The following is an 18483-nucleotide window of genomic DNA, read 5'->3' as shown; positions in this document are numbered from 1 at the left end:
CGCAGAACAGCCCCCCGGCTCTCGCCGGGGGGCTGTTCTGTTTGGAATCAGTTGGCCACGATAATGCGCACCTGCTGGCCTACGGGATCAATATAGATGGTATAGGTCTGGGAGTAGGTCTTGATGGCGTTGAAGCGGTCTGTGCCGCTGGCGTTGGTCAGCCAGTTGTCCTTGGCCACCTGGTTGCCTGTGCGGTTGTAGTAGCACTCCACATCACTGGAGATGCGGTAGGTGTGGGCGCCCACCCGGACGTAGGGCTCACCCTGGCTGTCGAAGAAGTCGGAGGCGTTCACCTGCTTGACCTCCTGGAGCTTGATAATCTCCCGGATGGTGGCGCTGCCCTCCTGATTGGAGCCCAGGACCACGCCCACCATATCGCCGCTGCTGCCCTTGTAGGAGGTGGTACGGGCAAAGTCAATCTCCTGGCTGCCGCTGCGCAGGTGCCAGACGTACTTCTCGTGGTCCTCCTCACCCTCGTAGCCGCCTACCATCATGCCGTAGATGTAGGCCACGCCGGTGACATCCTCCAGCACGATATAGTCCACAATGCCGGAGCTGTTAGTGTGGTAGCTGACCTTGTCCGCCGGGATGGTGTCCATGGTCAGGCTGCCACGGTCCACAGGCTGTAAGGTGCTGCCCTTGAGCTGCTCATAGATCCGGACACTGGGGGAGACGGTGAGGTCGCCCAGCGTCATGTTGGTCACATTGAAGACACCGGGGGCCCGGCTGGTCACCAGCCGGCTGACGGTAAAGGCATCCCGCACGGAGGAGATGACCACCGGCTCATTGGCCGTCACGCTGGAGGCGTTGGACACCTTGCCGGACAGCTCCAGGGTGCCGCCGTTGGGCAGATAGACAGTCACGCCGCCCGAGCTGGCGGTGCCAATGGCGGTGGAACGGACCTGGGCGCTGGCGGGGACAATACCGGCCACCATGCCGTCGGCGGTGAGGAGGAGGGATACATTGTCCCCCGGCTTCAGATCGCCAATGGTGTCCCAGGCGCTCTCCAGCACCTCCAGCTCCTTGTCCACCACCTTGATGGTCTGGGGGGTCTTGGGGTTGGGCATTGGGTCGGTGTAAACGGCGGTCATGCGCAGGTCGGACACCACAAGGGTGTTGCTGAGGGGATCGTAGGTGGCCACGTCGTAGGGCTTGATCTGGCTGATGCGGATGGACTGGCGGTCTTTGATGATGTTGAAGTTGGTGGCACCGCCGGTGATGCTGTGGAAGGTAGCGGCGGTGGCGTTGCCCATGACCACTACGGCTCCCGAGTCAATGGTATTGGTGCCGCCAGTGGAGTAGATGGCCACGATCTTGCCCTTTTCGGAGTACATGGTAATCTGGGTGCCTGTGGTAAGGGAACTGTAAGCGCTCAGATAGTCCTTGCCCTCGGAGGAGGCGGAGTCAAATACCCTGGTCCCGCTGGAGATGGTGTACTGCTTGCCGTTGTCGGCCTTCACGTAGCCGGCCTGGGCGTTGCCGCTGAGGACAATCGTAGTGGCGGTGCTGTTGTCGGGCACAAAGGCCACTACCTCATCCTTGTCGTTGAGCACCAGGTAGCCCCGCTTGCCCTGGAGTGCGGTGACATTGCCGTCCCCATGGGCGGGGAGGTAGGACTCGGAGTTTTTATCCATACCGGTGGTGCGGATGGCGCCAATGGTACTGCCGTCGTCCGTCTCCACGTTGACAGACAGGATGATGCTCTTGTCCTGGGCGTTGGCCACATGGCCTATGGTCTCATAGTACGCCTTGCCGTCCTTGGTCTTGCAGGACAGGGCGTTGACAAAGAGCTGGGCCGCCTGGGCCCGGCTGATGGCCGTCCCGGCTGCCAGGTCCAGGCCCTCGGTCAGGCCAATGGAGCCGGCCAGATTCATGTAGCCCTGGGGCCACAGGGCGCCCGCCTCCTTGCTGGTATAGCCCAGGCCCCGGAGAAGAATGGTAACGGCTTCAGCCATAGAAATATTGTCGTCCGGGAGGAAGCGGCCGTCCCCCACGCCGGAGACCAGGGGGATGGAGGTGCTGTTCTCTCCGTCACTCTCGGCCACGGAAATGCTGGCCGCCAGATTGATGTAGGCGCGGGCCCAGTGGCCGCTCCCCACGTCGGAGAAGATGGTGCGGGTGGCATAGCGGGGGGCCTCCTCCCCCTTCTGGAGGAAGGTGACCACCATGGTACAAAATTGGGCCCGGGTCAGCTTGCCGCCGGGGTTGAACACGTTGCCGCCGGTGCCGCTGACCACCCCCATCAGCCGCAGAATGTCGGCGTTCAGAGCGGTGTTGGCGTCGGACACGTCGGTAAAAGACCCGGGGGCCGCCGCCAAGGGCAGTACGGTCAGGGACAGGGCCAGCGCCACGGTCAGAAGGGCCGCCGTCAGCCGTTTGAAGGTTCTCATAGCCTATCTCTCCTGTCTTAGTTCATTGTTGGGGACATTCCCCGTCCCCCGCAGGGGAAAGACCCCGTTTGAAAGGGGCTGTCAGCGGTCAGCTGACTGCGGATTGCGTGCATTCCCTAGTCCGCCCGCAGGGCCACCACCGGCTGGAGGCCGGAGGCCTTGATGGCGGGGTACATACCGAAGATGATGCCCAGCACCACCGAGAACAGGAAGGCCCCAATGGCAATGGTGGGCTCCGGCATAAGGATCATGCCCTCAAAGACGTCCTGCATCAGCTTGCCGGCAATCATAGTACCCACATAGCCGATGGCGATGCCCAGCAGTCCGCCCAGGGAGCAGATCACCGCCGACTCAATAAGAAACTGGGTGATAATGCTGGAGCGCTCCGCGCCGATTGCCTTGCGGATACCGATTTCACGGGTGCGCTCGGTGACGGTGACCAGCATAATGTTCATAATACCGATACCGCCCACCAGCAGAGAGATGCCAGCGATAGCCCCCATCACCAAAGACTGCATCAGGTTGGCCTTCTGGGCCTCCTGCATCCAGCTGTCGTCGCTGCCCACAGAGTAGTCGCCATTTTCCCGCCAGCCGTCGGCGTTTTTCGGGAACATGCCGTTGAGGAAGGCGTCGATCCGGGTGGTGGCCTCAATGGTGGAGGGGCCGTCCTTGGCCTTGATGACATATTGGTTCATGGAGTTATTCTTGTTCATGCTGCGGTTAAAGGTGTAGGGGATTACGATGGCGCTGTCCATCCCGTTGCTGTACTGCAGGTCCATGCTGTTGTACCAGCCCACCACCTGGAAGGGGTCGCCGTTGATGCTGATGGTCTCCCCCACCGGGTCGGTATAGCCGAAGATCTGCTCCTTGGCGCTGGAGCCCAGCACGCACACCGGCAGGGTCTTTTCCACCTCCAGGTAGGTAAACTCCCGCCCGCCGGCCAGGGTGTAGTTGTTGCACACCCCGTAGCTCTCGGACCCCAGCTTGAAGCGGAGCATTTTCTCGGAGGTATCCCCGTCCATCATCATGCCCCCTCCGGGCATGGGGGTGGCCAGGGCCTCCCAGTCGTTCACCGGGAGCACCTTGGAGCCGTACTGCACCGTCCCCTTGTCATTGATCTCCGCATTCGGGGTAATGCCCAGAATCAGGTCGCTGAGGGACAGGCAGTAGTCAAAAATTTTCTGACCCGTCTCGTTGTCCACATCGTAGTAGGAGTAGGCGTACAGAGTGATCTTGTTGTCGCCCATCTTCTCAAAATACTCCATGTTCTTCTTGGCCTGGCCCTGCATGACAGACACCATGATGACCACCGACGCCACGCCGATGATGATGCCCAGCATGGTGAGGAAGGACCGGGTCTTCTTCATGGCGATGGACTTGAAGGCCATTTTAAAGGCTTGCCAAAGGTTCATTCCCAATCCACCTCCTGGGGTTTGTCTGAGATGATCTTCCCGTCGGACAGCCGTACCACCCGCTTGGCGGTGGCGGCGATGCCGTCGTCGTGGGTGATCAGCAGGATGGTCGTCCCGCCCCGGTACAGCTCCCGGAGAATTTCCAGCACATGCCGGCCTGTCCGGGAGTCCAGGGCGCCGGTGGGCTCGTCAGCCATGATGATAGGGGGACTGGTGGCGATGGCCCGGGCGATGGCCACCCGCTGCTGCTGGCCGCCGGACATCTCCGAGGGCCGGTGGTGGGCCCGGTCGTCCATGCCCACCTTGGCCAGGGCCTCCATGGCCATGTCCTCCCGGTCGAAGACGGACACCCCCCGGTAAATCAGGGGCAGGGTCACATTCTCCAGGGCGTCCAGCTCCTGAATCAGGTTGTAGCCCTGAAAGATGAAGCCGATTTCCCGGTTGCGGATGCGGGCCAGCTGCTTGTCGGTCAGGGAGCCTATGTCGTTGCCGTCCAGGTAGTACTCCCCGTAGGTGGGGATGTCCAGGCAGCCCAGCACGTTCATCATGGTGGACTTGCCTGATCCGGACTGGCCCACAATGGCCACAAACTCCCCCTTGTTGATCTGGAGGGTAACCCCGTCCAGAGCCCTTACCTCGCTTTCCTTGCCCTCGTTGTAGATTTTATAGAGGTCTCGAATGTCGATCAGCATGGCGCACCTCACCAACCGGAGTAATCGGTAACGGTGTAGTTGTAGAACACCGTATCCCCCTCGTTCACGCCGGAGATAATCTCCACGTTCTGGGTGTCGGCGATTCCGGTCTCCACCACCACGGGGTAGTAGCCCTCCTCCTGGGAGGGGAAGGTGCGCTTCTGGCCCGGCTCAAAGGTGGGATAGTCCAGGTCGGGCAGCTCCTCGGGGGGCTGGTCCATCTGGACAAAGACCACCGACAGCCGGTTGCCGGTCTCCTTCTCGCTAAAGTACTGCACACAGGCGGTGGGCACCATCACGCAGGCCTCAGACTCGCTGGTGACAAAGGAGTATTGCAGATAAGCGCCGTCCATCAAAGAGCCGTCCCAGTTGTCCACCGTGAGGGTAACGGGGTAGTTGGTCATGCCCTGGCCGCTCTCCGCCCCCGCCATGTCGATAGAGGTGACCTGGCCCTGGTACATGCCGCCGCTCCAGTCCGACAGGTCCACAAAGCTGCCCGGCTTGATAAAGGCGATATTCCGGTCATCCACAGTGATGGTCACCAGCATAGTCACATTGTTGGAGATCATGACCACTGTGTCGCCGCTTTTTACCTCCTGGCCCTCCACCAGGTTGCAGGAGGTCACTGTGCCGTCAATGGGGGCCACAGCGTTAAAGTCGTTCATAGCCTCCTGGGCCTCGTCCAGCTTGGTCTGCTGGGTCCGGATCTGTTCGTCAATGGTGGAAGAGCCTAAGTACAGCAGGGGTTCACCCTCATAGACGTTGGCGTAGTTGAGCAGATTCCCCAGGCCGACCACCGGGCCGGCCGCCTTGGTGACAACATCCCGGGTCTCATAGAACTGGGTCTGGCCGTTTTTATAGGGGTAGATTTCTCCGCCGTCGGAGGCGGTAAGTATGGCGGAGGCGTCCATATTCTCGGTGAGGGTACCCGGGTTGTCAAAGACAATGACCACCTCAAAGTGGACAGCCCCCTCGGGAGAGATAAAGCTCACCTTGTTGATCTTCTCCACACGGCCGGTAAAGGTCTTCATCACAGCGGGGATGGATACGTCCACGCTCTGGCCCACATAGATGTCGCCCTCATAGGCGTAGCTGAAATAGAGGGACAGCTTCAGCTTTTTGTCGTTGACCAGGGTGGCAACCTTGGCGCCCTTGCCCACCTCCTGGTCCACCTGGAACTCCGCCACATCTATCAGCTTGCCGGCAAAGGGGGCCTGAACGGTGAGGTTGCTGGCCTCTTCCAGCAGCTTGTTCATCTCCTCCTGGGCCTCGGTCAGCGCCTTTTCCGCCGCCTCACTGTAGATGGAGTACAGCGGGTCACCGGCCATAACGGTCTGGCCGCCGGTGACATAGACCTCCTGAACCACGCCGCTTTGGGTCAGGGTGATGGCGGCCTGCTCCTTAGCTCGGGCTGAGCCCTGTCCGGACACCTTGCTCTGGATGGTGCCAATCTGGGCGATGGCGGGGAAAATCTCCCCCACTTCGTCGTCCGTGGCTGTCAAAAAGCGGTACAGGGCAAAGCCACCGCCGCCTAGAACCGCCGCAGCCACCCCCAGGGCAATAAGCCGCTTTACAATTTTCTGCCGGCCCCTCCCTGCCGGCCTCTTCACCGGGGGCCTGGGGGGCGTGGACGGGGTGGCCTCGGCGGGGGCGGCTGCCTCCTGCGCGGGGACAGTCTGGTTGTCTTTTACTTCTGGCATGTTCGGTCTCCTCCTATCTAAAACAGTCTTGCCCAGGGCGCTACGCCTCCGGGCAGACCTGCGGTTGTCCATCGGTGTTTATTATATGCCCCAGCTATGTAAACTGACAACTACAAAGTGATTACAAATTCTTAAGGATTGGTTAAGAAACGGCTTCAAAACAGCTTTGCTCCAGCAAGAAAACTTTTCTTTGCTATATAGACGCAGGAACACGAAAAAAGTTCCCGCTATTTGAAAAAATTCCATAAAAAGCATGAAATTTTTATCAGTCTTGCCGTCTGTGTCGAACTTTGGTATAATAGCTGCGCTGCCCCCAACGATACCGGCAACAAAAGGGGGTGTATCATTTGGAAACCATTTTTGCTTTTCTTGTGTCTGTCGCAGCGGGTATAGCGTGCCACTATATCTGCAAGTGGCTTGACCGGCACAGCAAGGGACAAGTAAGCCCCTCCATAGCAAAATGAGCCCCCGGAGAGGTGCCATCTCTCCAGGGGTTCTCATTTTACTTGGTGCATACATTTGGAAACTATTCACCTTTCTTGCATTTTAATTATACCACAGCCGCCATGGCAAACGCAAGAGATAATTTTAAGAACCTGTATTCATAGGCGGAGGATGCCGGATGGACGAGGGATTTTGCCGGCCTGCAAGGCAAAAAATCGCAGGAATGCTGGATGTATTTCAAGATTTTTTAACGCGGCAGGGCAGCTAAAGACCCGGCCAGACGGCGTTCAACGCCTGTGAATACAGGTTCTAAGTCTTGGTCATATGGGCCGCGGCGGACTTGAGCATCAGCCGCTTTGTACCCACGTTGTCAAAGGCGATTTCCACCAGGGCGTCGCCCCCCATGGGCTGGACGGAGAGGACCATTCCCCTTCCAAAGGCCTTGTGGTCCACCATATCGCCCTTGGCCAGCTGGAGGGAGGGTGCCGCAGCAGGACGTGACGTCGCCGGCATGGAGCGGCGGTCCGGCAAACCGCTCACAGGAGTATGTCCGCCGGCGCGGGGCAAGCCGGAGCCCTCCCGCTCCCCCCGTCCCGCCCCGTAAGCGGGCCGCTGGCCGTACCCGCCGTAGCCAGAGGCACGGCTGGGCATGCCGCCCCAGTCCTCCCCGCCCAGATCAGACAGGAAGCTTCTGCCCGACCGCTCCAGATGCTCGGGGGGAATCTCGTCCACAAACCGGGAGGGGCGGTTGGCGCTGGTGCGTCCAAAGAGCATGCGCTGGTTGGCGCAGGTGAGATACAGCTGTTGCTTGGCTCTTGTCATGGCCACATAGCACAGCCGGCGCTCCTCCTCCATCTCCTCCGTCTCGCCAATGGCGCGGATACCGGGAAAAATTCCCTCCTCCGCCCCCACCACAAAGACCACCGGAAACTCCAGCCCCTTGGCGGCGTGCATGGTCATCATCACCACGCAGTCCTGATTGGGGTCGTGGCTGTCGATATCGGTGTACAAAGCGATCTCGTCCAAAAAGCCGCGCAGGGCCTGGGACAGGCTCTCCCCCTGATCGGCCCGGTTTTCCAGATAGCTGTTGATGGAGGTGAGCAGCTCCCGCACATTTTCCAGGCGGCCCTGGTCCTCCACAGTGTTTTTGCTCTCCAGCATGACGGCGTAGCCGGTGCGGGCCAGCAGCTCTTCATAGAAATCCGAAAGGGACAGCTGGTTTTCTACCAGCAGCATGTGCAGCTCCTGGATCAGCCGGGTAAATTCCTCCAGCTTTTTGGCGGGCTTTCGCAGCTCCGGATACATGGCCGCGTTGTCAATCACGGCGTAGATGGAGATCTCATCCCGGCGGGCCAGTTCCTGGGCAAGCTCAATGGTCCTGGCCCCAATGCCTCGGGGCGGATTGTTTATGATCCGGGTGAGGCGCAGGTCGTCCTCCGGGTTGTCCAGAACGGCCAGATAGGCCAGCATGTCCTTCACCTCCGCCCGGTCGAAGAACCGGGTGCCGCCGATAATCCGGTAGGGGATGCCGTCCCGCTTGAAGGCCTGCTCAATCTGGTTGGACTGGGCGTTCATCCGGTACAAGACGGCGTGGTCCTTCCACCTCCGTCCCTGGCCGAACTGCTCCAGAATCCTCTCCGCCACATACCGCCCCTCGTCGTTCTCGTTCATGGCGGTGTACAGCTGAAGCATCTCCCCCGCCCCGGCTCTGGTCCACAGCTCCTTGCCCTTGCGGCCCTGGTTGTTGCGGATGACAGCGTTGGCCGCGTCCAGAATGTGGCCGGTGGAGCGGTAGTTCTCCTCCAGACGGATGACCCGGGCCCCTTTGTACTGCTTCTCAAAGGACAATATGTTCTCAATGGTGGCCCCCCGGAAGCGGTAGATGGACTGGTCGTCGTCACCCACCACGCAGAAGTTCTCATAGCCCCCCGCCAGGGTGGACGCCAGAAGATATTGCAGATTGTTGGTGTCCTGATACTCGTCAATGAGTACATAGCGGAATTTCCGCTGATAATATTCCCGCACGTCCTCAAAGCCCTTCAGCAGGCGGACAGTGTGGAGAATAATGTCGTCAAAGTCCAGGGCGTTGGCCTCCCACAGGCGGCGCTGGTACTCCATATAGACCCTGGCAATTTTAATCAGCCGGAAGTCCCCCGACTTCTCACACTCCTCCAGATACTCCGGGGCCAGCTTCATAGCGTCTTTGGCCCGGGAGATGTATCCCAGAACGGACCGGGGGGCAAACTGCTTGTCGTCCAGGTTCAGCGCCTTGAGGATATCCTTAATGACCCGAAGGGAATCGTCACTGTCGTAGATAGTAAAGGAGGAGGAGAAGCCCAGCTTGTCAATGTCCCGGCGGAGGATGCGCACACAGGCGGAGTGGAAGGTGCTGGCCCAGATATCGTTGGCGGCGGGGCCCAGCATGGCGGCCAGGCGGTCTTTCAGCTCTCCGGCGGCCTTGTTGGTAAAGGTGATGGCCAGAATGGTCCAGGGGGCGGCGCTTTCCAGCTGGCACAGCCGCTCCTGGCGGTACCGGTCCCCCGCCCCTGTCCGGGCGTATTCCTCCAAAAAGGCCAGGTCGTCCTCTGTGACAAACTCCGGGACCTCCTCACAGTCCGACCCCCGGCCGTACTTCATCAGGTTGGCGATACGGTGGATCAAAACGGTGGTCTTGCCGCTCCCCGCCCCGGCCAGGAGGAGGAGGGGACCCTCGGTGGCCAGAACCGCCTTTTGCTGCTCCGGATTCAGCCGGGCAAAGTCCCGGGCAATGGCTCCCCGGCGGGCCTTGCAGAATCGAAGCTCCTGCTGTTGATTAAGCATATGTATAACATCCTTCACTGTTTGATTCATCCTGTAGGGGCGGCCAAGAGCCGCTTTTACATTGTATCCCAAACCCGCCCTCCGGTCAACCAAAGAAAAACAGGCATGTCCCCCTCTCCTGCCGCATAGACTGACAGTGGACAGCCCCTCCCCGGCTGCTGCAACTGATTTGTAACCATTTATTTACCAAGTCGTAATGAGTTCGATAAGAAGGTAACAGAACACCTGTGCTATACTATAGTAAAGTTCAAGATTGCTGACACCGGCTCTGCAGCCCGCAGAACCAAATAGCTCTGTCTGTGTCGGGCGGGCGGCAAAGGCCGCCCCTGCAAGCGGCAGCAATTCTGACGATTGCTATAAAAGCACAAACTGGAAAGGAGGTCTTCCTATGTTTAAAAAATTACTGACCGCCGCCCTCATCACCTCAATGCTCATTTTGCCTGTCAACAGCGCGGGACCGGTCAACAGCCCGGAGGCCTCGTCTCCGGAGCAGGCCTATCTCCCTGGCGACGTCCCCGCTGAGACGGGCGCGGCGGAGTCCATGACTCCCGCCCTTCACGCTCTGGTGCTGGCCATGCTCAACCATGACACCAGCCGGTTCGACTTTAACAACACCGCCCTCACCTGGGAGGGGCTGTACAACATGCTCTCCCTCTACGGCCAGATGGACAGCCGTGCCCTCTCGGAACAGGGGGAGCTGCTTCTGCCTGAGGAGACCGTGCTGGACTACGCCGCCGCCCTGGACCTTGACGCCAGCCGCCTGGGCGATCCGCCCGCCGCCATCCGGGACCGGCTGAACTACGACAATGTCTCCCGCTGCTACGTGGTGGTCTGCGGTGAGGACGACCTGGCCCAGGTCCGGGTAGACAGCCTCAGGCCCTCCGGCCAGGGCTATACGCTCACCGGCTCTCTGGTCTACCAGGTAAACGGCCAGGTCCTGGCCAGCTTCCAGGCCAGCCTCCGGCCCTGTGACAACATGTTCGGATACGTGCTTACCGGCATGTCCATCACCGGCTGATCTTTCATCAAACCTATAAACAGGCCCCCGGCGTAAGCCGGGGGCCTGTTTTATCCTTGTTCACTTTCCAAAGGAGGCGCTCATCTCCTGGAAGCACTTGGGGCAAATGTTCTTTCCTCGGAATTCAATAATGTCCTTTTCGTTGTCGCAGAAAATGCAGGCAGGCTGAAACTTTCTCAGCACAATGGATGGGCCGTCCATGTAGATCTCTAAGGAGTCTTTCTCCTCGATATCCAGAGTGCGGCGCAGTTCGATGGGCAGTACGATGCGGCCCAGTTCGTCCACCTTTCGGACAATGCCAGTGGATTTCATGTAAATGCCTCCTTTTTATCTATCACAGACCCAGGGTCCGGGCGCGCCCCCGGCACATTCTCGTCTCTCCTATATTGTAGCGGTAAAAAAAAGCAATGTCAACTGTTTCTATCGGGCAAAATAGGGTAAAAAATGTAGAATTTTTGTGGAAAAGAGGTTATGCGCTGGATTTTTTTGTAAATTATTGGTTTTCCCGCAGACATGATTTTCCAGTTGGCCCCGTATAGTTGAAGCAGAGGGGAGGGATAAGCCTTGACTATGACGGTTATTTGGACCGGAATGATTGTAATTTCTGTCCTGTGCGGACTGGCCACGGGGCGTGGTCCTGCTGTGGCTGCGGCGGCGGTGGAGGGCACCTCGGCGGCGGTGCAGCTGGCTTTGTCCATTGCGGGGATGCTGTGCTTGTGGACAGGAGTGATGGAGGTCATGCGCCAGTCGGGGCTGGCCGGCAAGCTGTCCCGGCTGCTGACCCCCATTCTGCGCCGGCTCTTTCCCCAGGCGGCAAGGGACTCCAGCACCATGGACAGTATCGCCGCCAATGTGTCCGCCAATCTGCTGGGCCTGGGCAGCGCCGCCACGCCGCTGGGCCTGGAGGCCGCCCGCCGGCTGTCCCGGTCCAGCCCGGGGGTGGCCTCCGACAGTTTGTGCATGCTGGTGGTGTGCAACACCGCCTCCATCCAGCTCATCCCCACCACTGTGGCCTCTGTCCGGGCCGCCGAGGGCTGTGCCGCCCCCTTCGACATCCTCCCCGCCGTCTGGCTGGCCTCCGTATTGTCAGTGGGGGTGGGGATTTTGGCCTGTAAGATTTTTGCCCGGGTGTGGAGGGATTAGAGCTATATTCATAATTACTGACACCTATAATAATCTGCAAAATTGCCGCCCCTGCATATAGGGCAAATCTGATGATTGCTATGGAAATATTGGGGCTGCGCAAAGGAGCTTTCTGGAGGTAAGCTATGGATTTATTCTTTACCATGCTGGTCCCGCTGACCATTGGGGCGATTGCGGTCTACGCCGCCTTTCAGCGGGTTGACGTCTACTCCGCCCTGGTCCGGGGGGCGGGCTCCGGACTGGAGACCCTCACCCGTATCATCCCCGCTCTGGTGGGACTGATGACGGCGGTGTATATGCTCCGGGCCTCCGGGGCGCTGGAGCTGCTGGCCGGGGTGCTGTCTCCGGTGCTGGACCGGCTGGGCCTGCCCTCGGAGCTGCTGCCTCTAATGCTGGTGCGGCCCATCAGCGGCTCCGCCGCTCTGGGGGTGGGGGCGGAGCTGATTTCCACCCACGGCCCCGACTCCCAGTTGGGCCGCACCGCCGCCGTGATGCTGGGCTCCACCGAGACCACCTTTTATACCATCGCTGTCTACTTCGGCGCTGTGGGCATTACAAAAACCCGCTACGCCGTCCCCGCCGCCCTGTGCGCCGACCTGACCGGCTTTTTGGCCTCCGCCTGGGCGGTGCGGGTGTGTTTCGGGTAAATCAACTTCTGTCTGCTCTGATTTTCTGTCCTTCGCTAAAGGCCTTCCCCGGCTTGGGGAAGGCTTTTCTTGCGTTTTCCGCTGTCCCGGCGTAAAATGTAAGAAATCTGTAAGAGAAAACCCAGGGACTTTGTAAGAAACTTTTGTTATTCTGGCCTCAGCAAACGAGGAAGGAGCAAACCTGATGAGCGAGACGATTTTGGTGGTGGACGACGACCGGGAGATTGTGGGCGCCATTGCCACCGCCCTGGAGAAGGAGGGCTGGCGGGTCCTCCGGGCCTACGACGGCATGGAGGCGCTGGACAAGGCGGTAGACCCGGAACTGCGGCTGATCCTGATGGACGTGATGATGCCCAGGCTGGACGGGCTTTCGGCGGTGCTGCGCATCCGGGAGCGGCGGAATCTGCCCATTATCGTGCTGTCCGCCAAGAGCGAGGAGAGCGACAAGGTGCTGGGCCTGTCCATGGGGGCGGACGACTACGTGACCAAGCCCTTCAGCATGCAGGAGCTGGTGGCCCGGGTGCGCAGTCAGCTGCGGCGGTACACCCGCCTGGGGGACGTGAACGCCGTTCCGGACGGGACCATCACCAGCGGGCGGCTGTCCTACGACCCCGCTATCCGGATCCTGACGGCGGACGGCGAGCCAGTGAAGCTGACCAATATCGAAACGGGCATTGTGGACCTGCTCATGCGCAACCTGGACCGGGTGTTCCCCGCGGAGGAAATATACCGCCGGGTGTGGGGGGAGGAGGCCTGGTCCTCCGAGGGCACCGTGATGGTACACATTCGCCGCATTCGGGAAAAGATCGAGCTCAATCCTCGTGAGCCAGACTATTTAAAGGTGGTGTGGGGCATTGGATACAAAATGGAAAAAAAGTAAATCAATCATTGGCTTTCTGGCCTTCCTGCTGGGCGTTTCTCTGCTTCTGGAGGGGGCGCTGTTCTTCGGCACAGCGCTGACCTCCTCGGGCAGCAGGCGGTGGATCTCCGACAGCTTCGCCTCTGACTGGCGGGACACAACGGAGTTTCGGGGCTTTGTCTCCTCCCGGCTGGAGCGGCTCATTACCATGGGGGCCGGGGGCTGGGCCTACGGCTATTACAGCTACAGCGGGGACGACGGCAACGGCCCGGTACCCTCCACCGGCCCGGAGCGGTGGGCCAAAGGCATCCATGAGAAAATGAAGGAGGATAAAAACGTCCTCTACACCGTGGCGAAGGAAGGAGAAGCCCTTTACAGCAACAGCGACACGCTGACCGCCTCTACCACAGCGGCCCAGCTGCCCGAGGGCTACGGCTTCCTCCTGCAATTCGACGGGGAGAAGGTCCGGGCCTGGAAGGATGGCAGCGAACTGGACCTCTACGGCGACGGCTACTACCGTTTTGAGAGCATTGACGAGCCCTATCAGTGGTATGTCCCCGGCTATAAGAACTTCACCGTGGACGAGGCGGGGAGCAAGGTCAAGGTGACCATGGCCGTTATCAACAGCCCGCAGATTTTCATCAAAGGCAACTATGGAAACTCCGGGCCGGAGGAATACAACGAGCTGTATTATCTAAAACGGAATCTGGCCGCTTACCGGGAGGACATTATGGGGCACGTCGTCCGCATGGGTGTGGGCTTGGCCCTGGTGGTGGTGTACGTCCTGCTGCGGAAAGATAAGCAGCGGGCGGACATGGCCCTGGCCCGAGGGACGGGTAAGGTCTGGTTTGAGGTGAAAATTCTGGCCGCCCTGCTGCTGGTGTTCTTCTGCCTCCCCCGCCCGGAGTACCTGGGGGATATCTGGCAGGAGCTGACCTATGCCTACGGCGATACGCCGGTGGCTGAGGCCATCCCCGGAGATGTCTATCTCAACGGCGACATCATGGCGGAGCTGGAGCAGAATGGGATCAGCTATGAGGAGTGGCTGACAGAGAATGGTTTTTATGACAGCTACAATATTCCCCTCGTGGAGCAGACCACCAGCATCGGCACGGCGGTGGCTATCCTCAGCGAGAACGGCGGCTGGCTGTTCCAGGAGTACCTCCGGGAGCTTGCGGACCACACGCCGGGCCTGCTGGCAGTTTTCTGGGGGCTGTATCTGCTGATTGTCAACGACTGGCGGTATAATAAGCGGCCCTGGAGACGGGGTGTAATCGCCATGCTGGCCGCCTGGGGGCTGGACCGGCCCGTCCAGAAGCGGCTGAGCCGGGTGTGCGGCATCACCGCAATGACGCTCCTCCTGCTGGGGGTGGTGAACATGAACCTGCTGGTTTACGCCTCCAGCTACCGGGGCGGTGTGCCCCTGGAGGCCGTCTGGGTCATCGTCACCCCCGCCGCCCTGCTGATGCTGGTGTGCGCGGTGCTGATTTGGCGGCTGAAACGGCTATGGACCGACTTCGGGGCGGTGGCGGACCAGGCCGCAGCCGTTCGGGCGGGGGAGCTGGAAAGGGAACTTGCTTTACAGGAAAACAGCGATCTGTCCGGGCTGGCCGACGACCTAAACCACATCCGTCAGGGCCTGCACCAGGCGGTGGAGGAGCGCACCCGCAGCGAGCGGATGAAGGTGGAGCTGGTGACCAACGTGTCCCACGACCTGAAGACCCCGCTCACCTCCATCATCAGTTACACTGAGCTGCTCTCCCAGGAGCCGCTAGAGCCTCCGGCCAGCGAGTACGTCCAGATTATGGGAGAAAAGGCCCAGCGGCTGAAAGCCATGGTTCAGGATGTATTTGAGGTGAGCAAGGCGGCGTCTGGACAACTGCCCGTAAAGCTGGAGCGGCTTGATTACGCCCGGTTATTGCGTCAGACCCTGGCCGACATGGCCCAGGCCATTGACAACAGCGGCCTGACCCTCCGCCCCTCTATCCCCGATGGGGAGGTGCCCATCACCGCCGACAGCGACCGGCTGTACCGGGTGTTCCAGAACCTGATTGGCAACGCCTTAAAATACTCCCTGGCCGGTTCCCGGGTCTACCTGACCCTCACTGTGGCGGAGGGCCAGGCCACAGCCACCGTGCGCAACACCTCCGCCGCCGAGCTGAAGCCCGGCGCGGACTACACCGCCCGCTTCGTCCGGGGGGACGAGAGCCGCACCGACGGCGGCTCCGGCCTGGGGCTGTCCATTGCGGACTCCTTCACCCGGGCCTGCGGCGGCCAGCTTACCGTCACCACCGAGGCGGATCTGTTTACTGCCTGCGTCGTCTTCCCCGTCGCCTGATTTTTAATCCACTTTTAATGGCCGCTGTGTTGTCAGCGGCCATTGCTTATGTATAAAAAAATTAGGTTACACTCGGTCATTTGACCTTGTGTAACCTAATAATAATGGCTGCCCACTTTTTTCTTGCCTTTTGGGATATGATGTGGTATACTTGTGTGACTTTTTTGGATAGGGGGTGTCCGCTGTGGGCGAGGCGGTGAAGATTGTCGCCAAAAACAGCAAGGCCTACCACGACTATTTTATTGAAGAGAAGTATGAGACCGGCATTGAACTGGCGGGCACTGAGGTAAAATCCATCCGCCTCGGCAATGTGAATTTAAAAGATTCCTTCTGCCTGATTAAAGATGGAGAAATTTCCGTTCTTGGCATGCACATCAGTCCCTATGAAAAGGGCAACATCTTCAACAAGGACCCCCGCCGTACCCGCAAACTGCTGATGCACAAGCGGGAAATTTTACGGCTGTTCGCAAAAATCAAGCAGGACGGTTACTCCCTGATTCCACTGTCCATTTACTTCAAGGGCCCCAGGGTAAAGCTGGAAATCGGCCTGGCCAAAGGCAAGAAGCTCTACGACAAGCGGGAGTCCGCCGCCCGGCGGGACGCCAAACGGGAGATGGACCGGGTTATGAAGACCCGAAATCGGTAAACAAGCCTGAGAAAGGATGATTGATATGGCACAAAATCCCATCGTTACCATTGAAATGGAGAACGGCTCCATTATGAAAGCGGAGCTCTACCCCAAAGTGGCCCCCAACAGCGTAAACAACTTTATTTCCCTTGTTAAAAATGGCTTTTACAACGGCTTGATCTTCCACCGCTGTATTCCAGGCTTTATGATCCAGGGCGGCTGTCCTCAGGGCACTGGCATGGGCGGCCCGGGCTACTCCATCAAGGGTGAGTTCGCCCAAAACGGCTTCCAGAATGACCTGGAACATGACCGGGGCGTGCTGTCCATGGCCCGAGCTATGGACCCCGACTCCGCTGGAAGCCAGTTTTTCATCATGGTAGACAAGGCCCTTCACCTGGATGGCAGCTATGCCGCCTTTGGCAAGGTTATTGAGGGCATGGAGACCGCTGACGCGATCGTCTCCGGCAAAACCGACTGGCAGGACCGCCCCCGCCAGAAGCAGGTGATGAAGTCCGTCACCGTGGACACCTTTGGCGTGGACTACCCCGAACCGGAGAAAATCTGACCCTTTAAAAACTCCCTCTCTGAGGGAGTTTCTTAATGGCGTACTCCCTGATTCACGGCTCCGCCGTGCTGGTGAAGTGCTGGCTTTTTACATACTCTTTCAGTCATTCCTGTGGTGCTGCCTTCATTTTCTTCAACTCCTTCTTGATTGGTTGTTATTTCCATTCTTGTGATACGCTTCCGGCAGTCCGGGCAATAAATAGCCCGGTTGGAACTGGAAGCAAAAGTCGCACCGCACACACTACAACGGCGCATATCCTCTGCATGGTAAAGCTCGGCGTACAGCTCCTTATCTGCGGGCAGTACCGCGATACGGAACCATTTACAAAGCAGGGAATAGGAAATGAGCTGTGGGCATACGCAAGTGTCCCCGTCGTCAAGCAAGATACAGTTTCCGCTATCATAATTGCAGCATGTCCGGCATACAAGGGCGTTGACTTTCCAGCTTTGGGGCGGCGTGAGCCGCTTAATGTTGCTCATACCTCCAATCCGTGATTTTTTGTTTTCGCCGCCGTTTTCTTCGGGGCGGTTCTTTTTGCGTCCTGCGCAAGCTGCGCCCGGACAGAGGGACGGGGCTTCCTTATCTGCCTGTCCCGGTTCTCGTCCTTGCCGATCAGCGCGTATGTGCTGGTTCTTGATCGCGGAAAAGGAAAGCGTCTTATAGGGCAGCATGGAAAAAAGGCGGTCGGTGTCCTTTGTGGACGCAAGGCGCGTAAATGTCGGGGACAGCTCCACCATGAAATGAGATTTATCCGGGCTGTTGGGGGCAGACAGCTTTTTCATATCTGCCACAATGCGCCGCGCTTCCCGTCCGATCATGCCCTCATGCAATGCGGCGATATGCTCTCCTAAATCCTCCGGTTTCAGCTTATCCCGGCTTTCCCTTTCCTCCCGCAACAGGGATTGCAGGGCTTCCGGGTCCCATGCTCATAAACAAGCGTTACCGTCCCGGCAGCAAGGGTATTGTCCTTGACGCGCACATAGTGTTTCTCATAGTCCAGCTCGTACAGGTTGCCCTTGATCTTCCCGTCCTGTACCCCGGTCCGCTCCACGGCATACGCAAGGATAAGTGCATAAAAAAAGCGGCGTTCCTGTTCTCCCGTGTAGGGATAGAGAAACGCCGCGTTTGCGTCGTATTCAGTTTTCATTTATTCTTTCTCAATGCTGTGTGCTGGTGGCTGGGCTGGCAGGGTTCCGGGCAGCATATCAAGGCTCTTTCCCTCAAAAGCAGTAAATTTGTAGTAAATTCAGCTTGAAATCCTGCTTGTATGCCCGTAAATCAAGGCTTTTTTGAGATAATCAACCATTTTACTTTAAAATCATTCTGCTTTTTTATTTCTGGCCCCAAGGAGTGGGACTCTTTAGGCTTTTTGCCAGCATTACAGGCAATCTGGGTTCTGCCGGAGGTCTCCTATCTGCATCCTATACACCACGATCAAAAATACCATCATCATAATCCAAATGTCTCAGAAATGTCCGAATTGGAGCTTTGAATATGAATTTTTTGTGAACAGTTTATCGCCAGGGCAGGAACACGGAAAAGGTAGACCCCCGGCCGGGCTCCGAGGTCACCTTGATATAGCCGCTCTGTCGGGTGACGATCTCCCGGGCCAGATACAGCCCGATACCTACTCCCGGCTGGTCGTGAACCTCCTCCTCCCGGTAAAAACGCCGGAAGATGGCGGCCTGACGGCTCTCCGGGATGCCCTTTCCGGTGTCGGTCACGTCCAGCTTGACATACATCTGTACGGCCCAGGCGCAGGGGATAGAGACAGGACACGATCACAATAGCGGCCAGGGCACAGAGGATACTCCCCAAAATCTCCGC

At 58.9% G+C, this 18483-nt stretch carries 15 protein-coding genes and 1 pseudogene; 7 read left to right on the top strand and 9 right to left on the bottom strand.

What is annotated here, in order from left to right:
* Window positions 1–47 precede the first annotated feature (47 nt).
* The 5 genes from NFS22_RS04695 to NFS22_RS04675 all read right to left on the bottom strand — a co-directional run bounded on the left by NFS22_RS04695 (window position 48) and on the right by NFS22_RS04675 (window position 9458).
* Window positions 48–2390 carry an S-layer homology domain-containing protein gene (locus tag NFS22_RS04695; RefSeq protein WP_251316581.1) on the bottom strand — a complete coding sequence of 781 codons (2343 nt, stop codon included), beginning with the start codon at window positions 2388–2390 and terminating at the stop codon, window positions 48–50.
* Window positions 2391–2506: 116 nt separating this feature from the next.
* Complete coding sequence (locus NFS22_RS04690; RefSeq protein ID WP_251316580.1) at window positions 2507–3802, bottom strand: ABC transporter permease; 1296 nt, start codon at window positions 3800–3802, stop codon at window positions 2507–2509.
* A complete protein-coding gene (locus NFS22_RS04685) occupies window positions 3799–4494 on the bottom strand; it encodes an ABC transporter ATP-binding protein (RefSeq protein WP_277614742.1) in 696 nt (231 codons plus the stop codon). The genes NFS22_RS04690 and NFS22_RS04685 overlap by 4 nt, the downstream gene beginning before the upstream one ends.
* Before the next feature lie 8 nt (window positions 4495–4502).
* Complete coding sequence (locus NFS22_RS04680) at window positions 4503–6194, bottom strand: RND family efflux transporter (RefSeq protein WP_251316579.1); 1692 nt, start codon at window positions 6192–6194, stop codon at window positions 4503–4505.
* 753 nt (window positions 6195–6947) lie between these two features.
* Window positions 6948–9458, bottom strand: coding sequence for an ATP-dependent helicase (locus tag NFS22_RS04675; protein WP_251316578.1), 2511 nt, complete (start codon window positions 9456–9458; stop codon window positions 6948–6950).
* Between the two features lie 388 nt (window positions 9459–9846).
* On the opposite strand from NFS22_RS04675, the gene NFS22_RS04670 reads away from it, so the two are divergent.
* Complete coding sequence (locus NFS22_RS04670) at window positions 9847–10476, top strand: hypothetical protein (protein WP_251316577.1); 630 nt, start codon at window positions 9847–9849, stop codon at window positions 10474–10476.
* Between the two features lie 60 nt (window positions 10477–10536).
* Here NFS22_RS04670 and NFS22_RS04665 read toward each other — a convergent pair whose 3' ends face one another.
* Window positions 10537–10788, bottom strand: coding sequence for an AbrB/MazE/SpoVT family DNA-binding domain-containing protein (locus NFS22_RS04665; RefSeq protein WP_251316576.1), 252 nt, complete (start codon window positions 10786–10788; stop codon window positions 10537–10539).
* 258 nt (window positions 10789–11046) lie between these two features.
* Here NFS22_RS04665 and NFS22_RS04660 point away from each other — a divergent pair, with 258 nt between their 5' ends.
* The 6 genes from NFS22_RS04660 (at window position 11047) to NFS22_RS04635 (ending at window position 16656) form a co-directional block, all read left to right on the top strand.
* Window positions 11047–11619, top strand: coding sequence for a nucleoside recognition domain-containing protein (locus NFS22_RS04660; RefSeq protein ID WP_338147936.1), 573 nt, complete (start codon window positions 11047–11049; stop codon window positions 11617–11619).
* A 125-nt stretch (window positions 11620–11744) separates the two neighbouring features.
* A complete protein-coding gene (locus NFS22_RS04655) occupies window positions 11745–12266 on the top strand; it encodes a spore maturation protein (protein WP_251316574.1) in 522 nt (173 codons plus the stop codon).
* A 184-nt stretch (window positions 12267–12450) separates the two neighbouring features.
* Complete coding sequence (locus NFS22_RS04650) at window positions 12451–13146, top strand: response regulator transcription factor (RefSeq protein ID WP_251316573.1); 696 nt, start codon at window positions 12451–12453, stop codon at window positions 13144–13146.
* Window positions 13121–15463 (top strand): sensor histidine kinase, encoded by a 2343-nt coding sequence (locus NFS22_RS04645; protein ID WP_251316572.1) that lies wholly within the window; start codon window positions 13121–13123, stop codon window positions 15461–15463. Before NFS22_RS04650 ends, NFS22_RS04645 begins: the two co-directional genes overlap by 26 nt.
* A 184-nt stretch (window positions 15464–15647) precedes the next feature.
* The gene (gene smpB / locus NFS22_RS04640) at window positions 15648–16109 is read left to right on the top strand and encodes an SsrA-binding protein SmpB (RefSeq protein WP_251316571.1); all 462 of its coding nucleotides are present in this window, start codon (window positions 15648–15650) and stop codon (window positions 16107–16109) included.
* A gap of 25 nt (window positions 16110–16134) precedes the next feature.
* Window positions 16135–16656, top strand: a complete 522-nt coding sequence (locus NFS22_RS04635) for a peptidylprolyl isomerase (protein WP_251316570.1) — start codon at window positions 16135–16137, stop codon at window positions 16654–16656.
* A 32-nt stretch (window positions 16657–16688) separates the two neighbouring features.
* On the opposite strand, the gene NFS22_RS24245 is transcribed toward NFS22_RS04635, so the two are convergent.
* From NFS22_RS24245 to NFS22_RS04620, 3 genes and pseudogenes are all read right to left on the bottom strand, one after another.
* Window positions 16689–17474 carry a cysteine-rich VLP domain-containing protein gene (locus NFS22_RS24245; RefSeq protein ID WP_478292996.1) on the bottom strand — a complete coding sequence of 262 codons (786 nt, stop codon included), beginning with the start codon at window positions 17472–17474 and terminating at the stop codon, window positions 16689–16691.
* 44 nt (window positions 17475–17518) lie between these two features.
* Window positions 17519–17803 (bottom strand): hypothetical protein, encoded by a 285-nt coding sequence (locus tag NFS22_RS24240; protein ID WP_478292995.1) that lies wholly within the window; start codon window positions 17801–17803, stop codon window positions 17519–17521.
* A gap of 367 nt (window positions 17804–18170) precedes the next feature.
* A pseudogene (locus NFS22_RS04620) lies at window positions 18171–18401 on the bottom strand (sensor histidine kinase); the annotation flags it as partial.
* Between the last annotated feature and the right edge of the window lie 82 nt (window positions 18402–18483).

Source organism: Flintibacter muris (assembly GCF_943192995.1).
Classification (GTDB): domain Bacteria; phylum Bacillota; class Clostridia; order Oscillospirales; family Oscillospiraceae; genus Lawsonibacter; species Lawsonibacter muris.
This window is presented reverse-complemented; position numbering and strand designations above follow the sequence as displayed.